The organism is Fibrella arboris, assembly GCF_041321095.1.
GTDB lineage: Bacteria > Bacteroidota > Bacteroidia > Cytophagales > Spirosomataceae > Fibrella > Fibrella arboris.
The window spans coordinates 161,911-175,825 of record NZ_JBGGWE010000009.1 but is presented as its reverse complement, the minus strand read 5'-3'; the positions used below and the strand labels follow the sequence as shown (position 1 = coordinate 175,825).

10 protein-coding genes are annotated in these 13,915 nt (G+C 54.3%); 5 read left to right on the top strand and 5 right to left on the bottom strand.

The window, feature by feature from the left end:
• Window positions 1-9 precede the first annotated feature (9 nt).
• On the bottom strand, window positions 10-1,110 hold the full coding sequence (locus ACAW75_RS16860) for a hypothetical protein (protein WP_370729914.1): 1,101 nt from the start codon (window positions 1,108-1,110) through the stop codon (window positions 10-12).
• A gap of 43 nt (window positions 1,111-1,153) precedes the next feature.
• Window positions 1,154-2,218: a LamG domain-containing protein gene (locus ACAW75_RS16855; RefSeq protein ID WP_370729913.1), complete on the bottom strand. Its 1,065-nt coding sequence runs from the start codon at window positions 2,216-2,218 to the stop codon at window positions 1,154-1,156.
• 192 nt (window positions 2,219-2,410) lie between these two features.
• Here ACAW75_RS16855 and ACAW75_RS16850 point away from each other — a divergent pair, with 192 nt between their 5' ends.
• The gene (locus tag ACAW75_RS16850) at window positions 2,411-3,805 is read left to right on the top strand and encodes a hypothetical protein (RefSeq protein ID WP_370729912.1); all 1,395 of its coding nucleotides are present in this window, start codon (window positions 2,411-2,413) and stop codon (window positions 3,803-3,805) included.
• Between the two features lie 97 nt (window positions 3,806-3,902).
• On the opposite strand, the gene ACAW75_RS16845 is transcribed toward ACAW75_RS16850, so the two are convergent.
• Window positions 3,903-5,891: a M56 family metallopeptidase gene (locus ACAW75_RS16845; RefSeq protein WP_370729911.1), complete on the bottom strand. Its 1,989-nt coding sequence runs from the start codon at window positions 5,889-5,891 to the stop codon at window positions 3,903-3,905.
• A 6-nt stretch (window positions 5,892-5,897) separates the two neighbouring features.
• Entirely contained in the window at window positions 5,898-6,302 is a 405-nt protein-coding gene (locus ACAW75_RS16840; protein ID WP_370729910.1) for a BlaI/MecI/CopY family transcriptional regulator, read from the bottom strand.
• A gap of 182 nt (window positions 6,303-6,484) precedes the next feature.
• Here ACAW75_RS16840 and ACAW75_RS16835 point away from each other — a divergent pair, with 182 nt between their 5' ends.
• The 4 genes from ACAW75_RS16835 to ACAW75_RS16820 all read left to right on the top strand — a co-directional run bounded on the left by ACAW75_RS16835 (window position 6,485) and on the right by ACAW75_RS16820 (window position 13,767).
• Window positions 6,485-8,008 (top strand): serine hydrolase, encoded by a 1,524-nt coding sequence (locus tag ACAW75_RS16835; RefSeq protein ID WP_370729909.1) that lies wholly within the window; start codon window positions 6,485-6,487, stop codon window positions 8,006-8,008.
• A 187-nt stretch (window positions 8,009-8,195) separates the two neighbouring features.
• On the top strand, window positions 8,196-8,522 hold the full coding sequence (locus ACAW75_RS16830; protein WP_370729908.1) for a PadR family transcriptional regulator: 327 nt from the start codon (window positions 8,196-8,198) through the stop codon (window positions 8,520-8,522).
• Complete coding sequence (locus tag ACAW75_RS16825) at window positions 8,519-11,125, top strand: ABC transporter permease (protein WP_370729907.1); 2,607 nt, start codon at window positions 8,519-8,521, stop codon at window positions 11,123-11,125. Before ACAW75_RS16830 ends, ACAW75_RS16825 begins: the two co-directional genes overlap by 4 nt.
• A gap of 2 nt (window positions 11,126-11,127) precedes the next feature.
• A complete protein-coding gene (locus tag ACAW75_RS16820) occupies window positions 11,128-13,767 on the top strand; it encodes an ABC transporter permease (protein WP_370729906.1) in 2,640 nt (879 codons plus the stop codon).
• Window positions 13,768-13,771: 4 nt separating this feature from the next.
• Here the strand turns inward: ACAW75_RS16820 and ACAW75_RS16815 are convergent, their stop codons facing one another.
• Window positions 13,772-13,912, bottom strand: coding sequence for a hypothetical protein (locus ACAW75_RS16815; protein ID WP_370729905.1), 141 nt, complete (start codon window positions 13,910-13,912; stop codon window positions 13,772-13,774).
• Window positions 13,913-13,915 lie beyond the last annotated feature (3 nt).

The window sequence follows — 13,915 nt, the reverse complement described above, 5'->3', positions numbered from 1 at the left end:
GTCTATTCATTATGGCTTGATTGTCAGTCCGCTTTGGTCGGCGATTATGCCTTGAATACCCCAGCCGCCGAAGTTCTCAGAAACGGCCATCCAGAGTTCATTTCGCCCTTTTTTCAGGTTCAGGTACAGCGCGTCGTAATAGCCCACGGTGCCCAGAAACCGGTAATCGCGGGAAAGAAACTCATCATTCCCCTGATACAGTAACTGCCCGTTGAGGTACATCCGTACCCGGTCGCTGAAGCCGAAATCCAGCTTTTTGACCTGCGGCTTATCCGACAGCAACGTCAGTTTCACGAAGACCGTGTTGTTGCCATCGCCGCGTTTACGGATCCGTGACACCAGAAGTTTTCCTGATTGTTCAGCGGTCAGGCTGTTCCAGGCCAGGCGGCTGGCAAGAGCTTGCGGAATCGTGTAGCCTTTTTCCAGGAGCGCTTCGTCGAACGTACCTGAGACCTGCCAGTTCAGCAACGTACCTGGTTTTACGGGTGCCTCCGGGTTGAATGGCCCCACCATCGGCGGATTGTCCGTTTTGGTGTACCGGAAATTGGCAAAGCGCACGGCCACCGGCGCGACGTTATCCAGCGAAATGGCCCCCGATTGCGGCTGTCGCTTTAGCTGGTGAATGACCAGCGCCGGTTTCGACTGATCGCCCACATAGACTTCGCCCTGCGTGTCCCGGACAACCAGTTTAAGGTGTACCCAGTCGTTCAGTGGGTACGTTACCGTAGTCGAATAGCCGTCGCCGTAATAGAATTGCCAGGAATCCAGGTTATTGGTAATGGGAATGTACTGGAGCGCATCGGGATTGCCGACCCGGTGCGGCCGCAGATAAACATGCTCAAAGTTGCCCACGTCCTGCACCCGGAAAGTCAGGCCGGGAAAGTGCCGTTCCGCAGCCAGGGCGATGTCGAACTCGATAATGCCGTTTCTAAAGGTACTGTCTTTCAGGACAAGCCGACCGCCGCTCAGCCGGATACAGGCTTTACCCTGAAAGGTTTCGGGCGTGACTCTACCGGCAAACGTCCAGTGCGTTGAATCGAAAGGAACAGCGGTCTGCGCAAGGGCAATATGGCTGAAAAGGAGCAACAGTAAAAGCAATGCTGTTTTCATACAACAGATTTGGTCAGGGTTGAATTCTGAGGCAGGATTTAACTCAGCGGTTGCCTACTTCCGCGATAAACCCCCAGTTCTGATGCTGAAGACGCCCCATGGCGTCGAAGCCTTTGCCGAAAATCGTAGCGTCGCCCTCCGTAATAAAGAGGAGTTCGTTCTGCCCTTTTCGCAGGGGCAAGGCAATCTTGTTGGTACCGCTGAATACCCGGTCCAGCTTCTGTTTTTCGTAATGAAACAACTCCTGGCCGTTCAGGACAATTTTCAGTTTCCCGGCGAAATCAACGTACAGGAATTTGTCGACATCAGTGGCCGACTCGATGTGGTGACGGGCAATGGCCACCCCATTTGGATGCGTGAAATACCGGCATAAGTTGATCGCATCCGCTTCGTCAGCGTGAATAGCTGTCCAGGTTCTACTGGCTGTTTTGTAATCTAAATCCAACCGTTTAGTTCGGGGAAACTGTTCGGAAATCTCCCAGTTAGTCAGTACGTCTGGCAACTCCCGTATGGTGACATTGGCGAAATAAGACGTGCCAAACAGCGTTCTGAGCAAAAGGCCTCCTTCCCGAAACGGAGTGCTCACCAGGCTGCTCTCCAGTTGTGGTGTAGGGCTGTTGTTGACAAATACCTTCAGGTTGTTATTTTTCACTTCCATGGTCACATGAAACCATTCCAGCCGTTTGATGTCGGCAGCCGCTTCGTAGGCAGGGGCATGGTAAAGCACCCAACTTAGCGCCCCATTGTAAATAGGAACGTATTGAATGGCTTCTCGGGTGCCCCCATAGCCCGGCCTGAAATACAGAAACTGGTAATTCTGAGCATCGGCAACCCTGAAGCCAATTCCCGACATGACCTCACCAGCGATGTCGAGGTCGATTCGGACGTTTTTCACCAGGGCACCCTTTTTGACGGCAATGGCCTGTTCTTTAGCGTTTAGCTGCATGCACGGCCTGTTCTGAAAAACCGTGTCTTTTAAAGCGGCGGGCTGGTTGGCTGCCGAGAAAACATCCCAATCGGATTTGACAATCTGACCAAAGCCATGGGCACTCGTCAGCAGCGCAAGTAGCGTGTAAAGAGTAGGCAGGCGCCTGTTTTGTTGTTTCATTGGTTAGCTTGTCTGGTTGTTGTGCATGTACGTTGTCAGCGCCGGGCCGTTGCGTGGATAAGCAGTGGATAAACCGCCCTTGCTGCATGGCGCTGGTAGCACAAACGTCTGAAAACAGCCTTTTTAAGCCCATTCAAGCATGTTCAAGTTGGGGACAAGTTTGTGCAACTCATGTCCCGTTCCTAAACTGATATGATTTCGCAACAGGATGATTCTGTATTGATTGCGTGCCGTCAACTCATCGGGCAAAAAATAGGGTGGGGCAAAAGCGATGGCTGGTCGACTCAGGATTTTGAACAACTGAGTGAGCAGATTGCCAGCCAGACGGGTGTTACGCTGAGCGTGACCACGCTTAAGCGGGTATGGGGCCGGGTACGTTATGACTCGGCACCCACGGCCACTACCCTTAATACGCTGGTTCAATTTATTGGCTACACCAACTGGCACCAGTTTCGGGAGCAGCATACCGTCCCCGGTCTGTCAGAAGTAATGCCCTCATCGGTTCTTGCCGAGCCAACTCCCGATCAGTCATTAGCCGCCTTGCCTAAGCCGGTTTCGGTGTCGGGTCATAAACGGTGGTGGCTTGCGGGCGGTTTAGTGGTGGGGTTGGTGGGCATACTGGTGTTCTTTCTGAATTATGCCAGCCCACGTCAACTGAATCCCAACGACTTCTCATTCAGCAGTCAGCCGGTTGCGAAGGTAATTCCGAACTCCGTGGTTTTCCGGTACGATGCCACGGCCGCGCCCACCGATTCGGTATTTATTCAGCAATCGTGGGATCCGCGCCGACGTGAGCTAGTCCCCCGAAACGGTCATGAACACAGTTCGATCTATTACTACCCCGGCTTTTTTCGGGCCAGGCTGGTGGTGGGCAAACAGATCATGCAGGAACACAACCTGCTGATTCCGTCGGAGGGCTGGAACGTGGCGGTCATGCAGGAGCCGGTGCCGGTTTATGTCAGGCCAACCGATTTCATGCACAACGGCGCGTTGAACCTGCCTGTCTCTGTCATTGAGCAGCAACACATTCCGATGCAGCCCAAGCCCCCTACGGTTCAGTACCGCTATGTGAAGGCGTTCGCCGACCTGCGGGCCGACAATTTTGTGCTGGAAACCCGCCTCAAGAACACCTTCGCCCAGGGGGCGTCGGTCTGCCAGCGGTCGCTCATTATGATCCTGTGCAAAAACAATATCTTCGCCATCCCCCTGTCGGCCAAAGGCTGCGTGGGCGATATGACGCTGTATCTGGCGGGTCATCGGGCCACCGCCAAAACCGCTGATTTGTCGGCTTTCGGCGTAGACTTTTCGCAGTGGGTGACCCTGCGCTGCGAAGTCCGTAACAAACACGTAACGCTGTTTATTGATGACCGAAAGGTGTACGAAGCCACCGCGCCGCAGGCCAGCGTCGACATTGTGGGTATCAGTTATTCGTTTGAAGGCAGTGGCGCCGTTGACTTTGTCCGCTTCCGCCGGGCCGATGGTACAACGGCGTTTGTCGATGCGTTTGGTTCACCTGGTCAGCAGAACCCATCGCGGTCTGGTGATGATACTGACCAGGAACGTGGGAAAATACAGGCACCGAAATAGCCAAAACAAGTGAAGTTATGTTGCCCATTTGGGCGAATGAAACGGTAGGGTACGTTCCGCCATCGCTACAGTTTCATTGCACCGTATCAGGCCAACTCTACAGCTCCGACTTCTCCACCACGATTCCCTTACCCGTACCTGACCCATAAATTAAGCCATAATCAGGCTTTACTCCGTACTGTGCTTTGAGCTTTTGGTGTAACTCGGCCGATTGACGTACCCCGTTCACGATCAGTTCGCTGTCGCTCAGGCCAAACCCATCTACTGCCGATGGGTCTGCCACAACCCCTTGCTGAACTAAAGCGGCTATGACTCCCCGAACGCGTTGGCGCTGCTGGTCATAAGCCAGGTCGGACGGCTCGGGCATCCGCTTTGTTTTCCACGAGCGCATGTTGGCCGCTGTGTCGGCTTTGGCGGTTTCCTTCCATTTCTTTTTGACGGTTGAGTAGGCTGGTTCAGGCTGGTTGATGTCGCGTTGGAACTCCTTTTTCGACGCTTGATCAGCTACCTCTTTCCTGTATAGCTTTTCGGGTTGATCACTCGGTTGACGTTTATCAAACTTGCGCAGCTGTGCTTCTTTTTGCCAGAGGCGTTGCTGCTGTCGCTTTGCTTCGGCCATTGCCATACTTCTGGCTAGTGTGTCATGTTTCGCCTGTTTTTTCGCCAGTAAGGCCTGATCAATTTGACGAAGCAGATCCTGATACTGGTTTAAGTCAGATGCAGCGACGGGTGTATCGTTTATGGTTAGGGCAACGAGCTGGTTGTTCGCTATTGTCAGGTGATATCGTATGCCGGTGGCTTCGCGAACCGTCATCTCCCGATTGGCCATCTCCTGATTGGTCGTCACAAACAGAATGCTGGTGAACTGCCTGCGTACAGGTGCTGACTGTGTGGGGGTTGCCGGGCTGGCCGGTACGGTATCAACGGGCGGTGGCAGGCGCTTATCGGGTGATCTCAGAACCGGTGCCGCCGCTTTATTTTTAGTCTGCGTGTGCTGGTCAACGCCGAAAAACGCAGGCTTTGCAGAGGCAACGCGCCGTAGACGAGCTTCTTCCGGTGAAGGCGGCAACATAGAAAAAGCCGAAAAACCGAGCAGGCCAAGCAACAAGGCGATTTTTTCGACCAGACTCAGGCGTTTATTCTCTTCAGTCACCAGTCGCTTCAGCCGATTGACCAGTTTATGACTTCCCAGCCCCATTACCAACGCCGAATCGGTGTGCGTATTTAGTTGAAAAGCCAGCAATGCTTCGACGTAGTGCCTTTTACCCAAACTGTGCGCCAGCACAATATCATCGCAACAGGCTTCGCGCTCGTTCCGGATCAACGAAGACAGCCACAGCAAGCCGGGGTTGAAAAAGAAGACTGTCTCGACCAGGCATTGCCCGATATTCACCAGGTAGTCGCGTCGCCAGATGTGGGCCAGTTCATGCCACAAAATGGTTTCGATTTGCTCGGGCGACAGTTGAAAAAACAAGCCCACCGGCACCAGAATAACCGGTTTGAACAGACCAACCGTAACGGGCACACTGACCAGCGCCGACTGCAACAGCCGAACCGATTGGCTAATACCCAGCACCTGCCGAAACGACTCCAGCCTGGTTTGCCAGTGGGGCTCAACGGCCAGCACCCTGCGGTAGCGAATCCGATGAGCGTAGTAGATCCCTCCGGCCAGCTTCAGGCTTTTGACTACGAAAAAGGCCAGCCAAATCAGGAAGATCCACCCCGACTCGCGATTCACAAACGCGATCAGGCTACCGTAGAGGTCGAAGTCTTCCACAACACTGTTCTGGTAAACTGCAGCCTGCACTGGCCCAACGGACTCAACAAGCAGGTTGCCAGTGGGTTGCTGTGGGTTGAAAGTCGTTAGTTCCCAATACAAGACAACCGCCATGGTCAACACAAAGCCTAGCAACGTGCTGCTCATCAGTTGATAACGTACCTGCGGAGCCGATTTTTGAGTGGCCATCATCACCCCACCCGTAACGACGGCCGTGAGTAGCCCGATCCAAAGCGAGTGAATAAGGGTCCAGCAGATCGCCTGAACGACCTGGCCAGAAAACAGTTGCGTTGAAAAAGAAGCGTCCATGGTGTTTTATGGTTTTTGATCCAGTTTGTTCATCAGTTCCTGTATGGCCTTCATATCGTCGGGCGACAGCTTTTTATTGCCCACCAACTGCATCATCAGGCTACTCGCCGACCCGTTGAACAGCGTATCGACCACCCGGTCGAGCAGCATGCTTTTGGTTTTAGATTCCTCAACAATAGCCCAATAAACGTGCTTCATCTGGCGCTCGTCCTTTTTCAGGAATCCCTTCTCGACCATGATCTGCATCAGCTTCAGGGTCGACATGTAGATCACTTTCCGGATGTGCTGATTCAGGTGATCGTTTACGAAACGAGCCGTCGATGGGCCGAACTCCCATAGTATCTGAAGAATTTCCAGCTCCGATTTGGTCGGCTCGCCAGGTACGTTGGCATCTTGTGTTGTTGTGTTCATGAGGCAAAGCTAAGAAACATTTCTTAACTAAAGTAAGAAATGTTTCTTAGCTTATAAAAAAAGTTGTAGCATTGCCACATGATTTGGGAATCAGCGCGTTAAAAGTAAGAAAAAATTCTTATGTCTATGCCTCATCCCGACTCGGTTAATCAGTTGGTTCACTCTCAAACCCAGTAAATAGCATGTTCAGCACGCGTGTATTACAATCGCCACTTGCCCTTTTGCTACTGGTATGGCTCAGTCATCCTGGCTGTGCCCAGCGCCCTGAAGTCGCCCGTATCGACTCGTTTTTAACCACGCTGGCCCAGCACCAGCTGTTCAATGGCAGTATGCTGGTGGCAGAACAGGGGCAGATCATCTACCAGCGTTCAGTTGGTTTTGCCGATACCCGCCGGCAGGTTCGCCACACCGACACAACAACCTTCAACCTGGCCTCGTTATCCAAGCCGTTTACCGCCGTTGCCGTGTTGCAGTTGGTTGAGAAGAAGAAGCTGACACTGGACGATCCGTTGGTGACCTACTTCCCGGACTTTGCCTACCCGGCGGTTACGATCCGCCACTTGTTGACCCACACATCGGGTTTGCCACAATTGGAACGGCAGGAAGATGCCTACAGCAACGCCCATCCCGACGAACTGATCAGCAACCAAACGGTCTACCGGCACCTGATCGAGCTAAAGAAGCCACTGCTTTTTCAATCGGGTGATAAATGGGCCTACAACAACACCAATTACATGCTGCTGGCGATGCTGGTCGAGAAGGTGAGTCGCCAGCCGTTTGCGACGTACCTGAAACAGCGTGTGTTCAAACCGGCTGGTATGGCCAACACCTATGTTCGGGAAGCGGAGATGCCCAATACCGTCCGGTACACGCGACCAGCCATGTATGTTAACCAGTTCCACAATGTTGATTCGCTGGATCGCAAACAGTTTTATACCTATTACCAACTGGGCAGCATAACCGGACCGAACAACGTAATCAGTACCGTGCGGGATTTGTGGGCGTTCGACCGGGCGCTTTTCTCGGGTAAACTGATCGGCAACGAATTGATGGCGCTTGCGGTTACCCCCGTGACCTTAAACAATGGCAAGACATACCGGCAGGGCAGTAGTACCCGCTCGTACGGGCTGGGTTGGACAGTTTATAACACTAAAACGGAGCCGATCAACAACTACGTTTTCCACGATGGACATATCGTTGGGTTGACCACGTTTCTGCACCACAACCTTACCAAAGACCAGACCATCATTTTCTACGACAATATGGACAACAACCCCATTCAGGTAATGGTGTCGGTAGCGAACCTGCTGAATGGTCAGGCACCGTTAGCCATTGAGAAGCGGCAGTCGCTGGCACGGGTCTACGGCGAAGCGCTGGTTGCCAAAGGCGCAGATCACGCGATCAGCAAATTCAACGAACTGAAAGACGACACCACCCACTACTACCTGGCCGAGCTGGATATGAACCGCCTTGGCTTCGACCTCCTGAAAGCCCCAATCGCGAACCACAACGAGCTTTGCCTGGAGGTTTTCAAACTTAACACGTTGCTGTATCCGAAAAGCGGCAACACCTACGACAGCTATGCCATGGCACTGGCGCATACCAACCGGAAAGAGGAGGCCATCGCCATGTACCGAAAATCGATTGCCCTGTGGCCCGCCAATGAAGACGGAAAAAAAGCCCTCCAGAAACTGATTGAGAAATAGGCTACCAGCGACCTTTTTTTGCCTTTCTGCTAGGTTTCCTGCTGTCCACCTGCGTACGGGCTTTTGTCCGATTCTGGACAATTCGCGTTCGGGTAAATTACTAAAAACGGCCTGTTCTGCGCAGAATAGGCCGTTTTTATTCCTGGCAACGCATTTGTTATACAAATACACATCTAATGATATTGGCATGAAAGGAACGTACCTGGGCGAATTTGAGGAGGTGGTATTGCTGGCCGTAGCCATCCGGTCGGGCGATGCCTACGGGGTGGCTATCGTCAATGAGATCGAGCAGCAGATGGGCCGGTCGGTCAACCTGGGGGCGGTGCATTCGGCCCTGAACCGGCTTCAGGAGAAAGGGCTGGTCAACTCCGAAATGGGCGGCGCAACTGCCGAGCGGGGTGGTCGTCGGAAGCGGCTCTATTCGGTGACGGCCTACGGACGCCGGGCGCTGGAAGAGGTTCGGCAACTACGCAATCAGATGTGGGACGCCATTCCTCAAACCACCTGGTCATGAACAAGCTACGCCGACCGCCGCGCTGGGCCACGTACCTGCTGCACAGGCTGTGCCCGCCCCAGCGGGCCGAAGAGCTGGAGGGCGACCTGGCCGAGCTGTTTCAGCAGCGGGTAGAGCAGGTGGGCCTGCGCCGGGCCCGCTGGCGCTACCTGCGCGATGTGCTGAGTCTGCTGCGGCCTTCGCTGCTGAAGAGAGAAAAACGGGCCTATCCCCAACCAACCAATACGACCATGCTTCGCAATTACCTGACCATCGCTTTCCGGAACCTGGCCAAGAACCGGGTCTATTCGTTCATTAACATTTTTGGGTTGGCCTCCGGTATGGCCGTCGCCATGCTGATCGGGCTGTGGATTTATGACGAACTGTCGTTCGACAGACAGTTTAAAAACACTGACCGGCTGGCTAAACTCTGGCAGTTCGTGAAGTTCGACGTCGAGAAAGCGTCTTATGATGTGATGCCGATACCGCTGGCGCAGGAATTGCGGAGTAAGTATCCTGATTTTGAGTCGGTCGGGTTGTCGGTGACGCGTAAGGTGATTCTGGCGGCTGGCGACAGGAAACTGATGAAATCGGGGAATTACGTCGAGCCCGACTTTTTCAATATGCTGTCGCTGAACGTCCTGTCGGGAACACCGTTTGGAAACAACGATGTCAATGCGATTCTCCTGTCTGAATCGCTCGCCAATGCCTTGTTCGGTGCCGAAAGTCCACTTGATAAGCTGATTAAACTGGACAATAAACAGACGGTGAAAGTCATGGGCGTTTACGGAGATTTTCCGGCTAATAGCTCGTTCAACGACGTCCTGTTTCTAGCTCCCTGGAAATTTTTTGCGGCCAACGACGCGGGTGCCAAACGCGACCAGGATGAATGGGATTCCAACTCCTATCAGATCTACGCCCAACTCAAACCGGGGGCCAGCTTCGATCAGGTGTCGGCTAAGATTAAGGATATTCGGATAAAGCGGGACAATCCACCGGGGTACAAACCCGAGTTTTTCCTGCATCCGATGACGAAATGGCACTTGTATTCCGATTTCAAAGACGGCGTCAACACGGGCGGGCTGATTACGTTTGTCTGGCTGTTTGGCTCTATCGGTATCATTGTGCTGCTGCTGGCCTGCATCAATTTTATGAACCTGAGTACGGCGCGTTCCGAAAAAAGGGCCAAGGAGGTCGGCATTCGAAAGGCAGTGGGATCGGTACGTGGTCAATTGATTGCGCAGTTCTTCAGCGAATCGCTGCTAATGGCGATGCTGGCTTTTACGTTGGGCATTCTGTTCGTGCAGGTTACGCTACCGTTCTTCAACCAGGTAGCTGACAAGAAAATGGTCATTTTGTGGGTCAATCCGTTGTTCTGGCTAGCCGGGCTGGGCTTCAGTCTGCTAACGGGTTTGATTGCCGGTAGCTACCCCGCTCTGTACTTATCGTCATTCCAGCCCGTAAAAGTGTTGAAGGGACCCTTTCGGGCCAATCGGTTTGCAGCTATTCCCCGGCGGGTACTGGTCGGTTTTCAGTTCACGGTTTCCGTAACGCTCATTATCGGCACCATCATCGTATTCCGGCAGATCGAACATGCCAAAGACCGCCCGATCGGGTATAGCCGCAATGGATTGATTGAAATCGGTATGAATGCGCCTGAATTGGCCGGGCACTATACGGCGTTACGAAACGACCTGCTTACTACGGGAGCCGTGGCCGCCATGTCGGAGTCGTCGAATTCAATAACGGTTCAGTATGGAGGCACCACCGACATTTCCTGGACAGGTAAAAAGACCGGCACCATGCCGCTGGTCATGTCGAATTATGTATCGCATGACTTCGGCAAAACGATCGGCTGGCAACTCAAGGAAGGGCGGGATTTCTCCCGGGAGTTTACGACGGATAGTTCGTCGATGATCTTGAATGAAGCGTCGGTTAAATTGATGGGCTTCCAGCATCCGATCGGGGAAATCGTACGGCAGGGCGGCCGCGAGTACAAGATCATCGGTGTGATCAAAGACATAGTAAAAGAAGATCCGTTTAAGCCCGTCAACCCCTCTTTTTTTGCGGTTAGCTACCGGAACGTCAACACCATCAATTTACGTTTAGCGCCACAGCTATCGGCCCACGAAGCGCTGGCGAAAGTAGAGCAGGTCTTCAAAACGTACAGTCCCGATTCGCCTTTCGACTACAAATTCGTGGACGACCAGTATGCCCGGAAATTCGGCACCGAAGAACGGATTGGGCGATTGGCCGGCGGGTTTGCTATGCTGGCCATTCTGATCAGTTGCCTGGGTCTGTTTGGGCTGGCTTCGTTTATAGCGGAGCAACGGACCAAGGAAATCGGCATTCGGAAAGTGCTCGGCGCGTCTCTGTTCAACGTCTGGGGATTGCTGTCGAAAGAATTTGTGCTGCTGATTCTGGTCGCTTTCTGCCTGGCAGCCCCCATTGCTTATTATGTGCTGTCTGACTGGCTCCAGAATTACCAGTACCGTACTGAGTTATCGTGGTGGATTTTCGCCCTGGCTGGTTTAGGGGCGTTGGCGGTCACGTTGCTAACCGTCAGTTACCAGAGTATCAAGGCCGCGCTGGTGAACCCCGTAAAAAGCCTGCGGAGCGAGTAGTCATGAGGCCGTCGCACCCACCCCGACCTGCTGGCCCGCGCTGGGCCACGTACCTGCTGCACAGGCTGTGCCCGCCCCAGCGGGCCGAAGAACTGGAGGGCGACCTGGCCGAGCTGTTTCAGCAGCGGGCAGAGCAGGTGGGCCTGCGCCGGGCCCGCTGGCGCTACCTGCGCGATGTGCTGAGTCTGCTACGGCCTTCGCTATTGAAACGAGAAGAGACTGTTTACCCTAAACCAACACATACGGACATGCTACGTAACTATCTCAAAATCGCTTTGCGCACCCTCGCCAGAAACAAGGGCTATTCGGTCATCAACATCGGCGGCCTGGCCGTTGGTATGACCGTGGCGATGCTCATCGGGCTCTGGATCTACGATGAACTGTCGGTCAATACATCATTTCAGCACTACGATCGCATTGCGCAGGTCATGCGCAACCGAACGGTCAATGGCGAAACAGATACCAGACCGGGTTTGCCGATACCGTTGGCCCAAAGTTTGAAAACGACCTACGGCGATCGGTTTAAACACATTGAATTAGCCTGGTGGACTGGTTTTCACACCGTCACGCTGGCCGGTCAGGTGTTTTCGAAAAGCGGCAAATTCATGACTCCCGGCGCACCCGACATGCTATCGCTAACCATGCTTAGAGGGAGCCGGGCGGGGCTCGTCGAACCGGCTTCCATACTGCTGTCGGCCTCGCTGGCAACGGCGCTGTTTGGCGATACGAATCCGCTAAACAAGACCCTGACGCTCGATAACACCATGACGGTCAACGTGACGGGCGTGTACGAGGATATGCCAGTTGGAAGCAGCTTTGCCGACGTGCAGTTCATCGCTCCCTGGGCGCTGTACGCCACGTCGACGGATTGGGTGAACGAAGCGAAAGACGACTGGACCAACACCTCATTTGAACTGTTCGTTGAGCTGGCCCCGTCGGTTAGTCTGGCCGATGCGTCGGTGGCGGTCAGGAACCTGCTGGTTGGGAAAACCAATGGCGATCCGGCTCAGAAACCCGAGGTACTGCTCTACCCGATGGCGCGCTGGCATTTGTATTCCGACTGGAAAAACGGCGTCAACGAAGGGGGCAGGATTCAATTCGTCTGGCTGTTTGGCCTGATTGGGCTCTTCGTGCTGCTGCTGGCCTGCATCAACTTCATGAACCTCAGTACGGCTCGTTCTGTCAAGCGGGCCAAAGAAGTGGGCATCCGCAAAGCCATTGGCTCGCGGCGGCAGGAACTGGTGGCTCAGTTTCTGGGCGAGTCGCTGCTGGTGGTTGGGCTCGCGTATGGCGTGGCTATCGGGCTGGTTTTTCTGCTGATGCCGCTGTTCAATCAGGTCGCCGACAAGCATATGGTCGTTCCGGTGGCGAATCCCATGTTCTGGGTCCTGGGCCTGGCCTTCGCCTGGCTGACGGGGCTTTTGGCGGGCAGCTACCCGGCGCTGTACCTGTCGTCGTTTCGGCCCGTTGCCGTGCTGAAAGGGGCCAGTCAAACCGGCCGGCGCATTGCAACGCCCCGGCGAGCACTGGTTGTTGTGCAGTTCACGGTCTCCATTAGCCTGATCGTGGGTACGTTGGTCGTTTACCGGCAGATTCAGTTCGCCAAGAACCGACCCATCGGCTACAGCCGGAACGGGCTGGTTTCGCTGCTCCTAAACGTACCCCATTACGAGCAACACCGCGAAACCGTCCGCAACGAGCTGATCCGGTCGGGCGCGGTGCTCGACGTGGGCGAATCGGCCAGTCCGCTAACCGAAGTCCGGTCGACCAACGGCGGTTTTAACTGGGCGGGGAAAGATCCGACGCTACAAATCAACTTCGGGACAATCGGCGTATCGCACGAGTTTGGGAAAACGGTGGGCTGGGAATTCAAACAGGGCCGCGATTTCTCCCGCAAGCTGGCCTCCGACTCGCTGGGCATCGTGCTGAACGAATCGGCCGTGGCGTTTATGGCTATGAGGGACGTACTCGGCAAAACCATCACCTGGACCGGAAACGACTTTCAGGTAAGCTTCCACGTCATCGGTGTGATCCGCGATATGGTAATGGATTCGCCCTACGAACCGGCCAAACCGTCGGTCTTTTTTATCGGCCCGAAAGCCGGTAAATTCCTGACCATGCGCCTCAATCCGGCCCGTAGCCCGCGGGCCGCCCTGATAACCATTGGCGACGTGTTGAAGGCACAGCTGCCTGATGCGCCGTTCAACTACACGTTTGTCGATGACGAATATGATCAGAAGTTCCGCAGCGAAGAGCGCATCGGCACGTTGGCGTCCATCTTTGCGGCGCTGGCTATTTTCATTTCGTGCCTCGGTATTTTTGGACTGGCGTCCTTCATGGCTGAGCAACGGACCAAAGAGATTGGCGTTCGGAAAGTGTTGGGCGCATCGGTGCTGAACCTCTGGGTTTTGCTCTCGAAAGACTTCGTTGTGCTGGTGCTGATCGCCCTGGGTATCGCCACGCCGTTCGCGTACTATTTCCTGACCAACTGGCTCCAGGCATACACGTACCACACCACAATTGCCTGGTGGGTCTTCGGCCTGACCGGCGCCGGTACGTTGCTCCTTACGCTACTGACGGTGAGTTTCCAAAGTGTCAAAACCGCCCTGCTAAATCCGGTGAAAAGCCTCCGAAGCGAATAGCCAACTACATCGTGCCGTTTGACAGGCAATGTGTGATGCTTCGCAGTGCTACGCGCTTGTGGTGTGTGGCAATATTCACCCCATTTCCAGCCAGGTACGTCCCATTTCCGACACGTACCTGCGCCACTCGTTTAGCTTTGGCCATGAT

Excerpts from the sequence above, each read along its gene's own strand:
- ACAW75_RS16835 (WP_370729909.1), top strand. The coding sequence starts at position 6,485 with ATGTTCAGCACGCGTGTATTACAATCGCCACTTGCCCTTTTGCTACTG.
- ACAW75_RS16840 (WP_370729910.1), bottom strand. The coding sequence starts at position 6,302 with ATGAACACAACAACACAAGATGCCAACGTACCTGGCGAGCCGACCAAA.
- ACAW75_RS16815 (WP_370729905.1), bottom strand. The coding sequence starts at position 13,912 with ATGGCCAAAGCTAAACGAGTGGCGCAGGTACGTGTCGGAAATGGGACG.
- ACAW75_RS16850 (WP_370729912.1), top strand. The coding sequence starts at position 2,411 with ATGATTTCGCAACAGGATGATTCTGTATTGATTGCGTGCCGTCAACTC.
- ACAW75_RS16845 (WP_370729911.1), bottom strand. The coding sequence starts at position 5,891 with ATGGACGCTTCTTTTTCAACGCAACTGTTTTCTGGCCAGGTCGTTCAG.
- ACAW75_RS16825 (WP_370729907.1), top strand. The coding sequence starts at position 8,519 with ATGAACAAGCTACGCCGACCGCCGCGCTGGGCCACGTACCTGCTGCAC.
- ACAW75_RS16830 (WP_370729908.1), top strand. The coding sequence starts at position 8,196 with ATGAAAGGAACGTACCTGGGCGAATTTGAGGAGGTGGTATTGCTGGCC.
- ACAW75_RS16855 (WP_370729913.1), bottom strand. The coding sequence starts at position 2,218 with ATGAAACAACAAAACAGGCGCCTGCCTACTCTTTACACGCTACTTGCG.
- ACAW75_RS16860 (WP_370729914.1), bottom strand. The coding sequence starts at position 1,110 with ATGAAAACAGCATTGCTTTTACTGTTGCTCCTTTTCAGCCATATTGCC.
- ACAW75_RS16820 (WP_370729906.1), top strand. The coding sequence starts at position 11,128 with ATGAGGCCGTCGCACCCACCCCGACCTGCTGGCCCGCGCTGGGCCACG.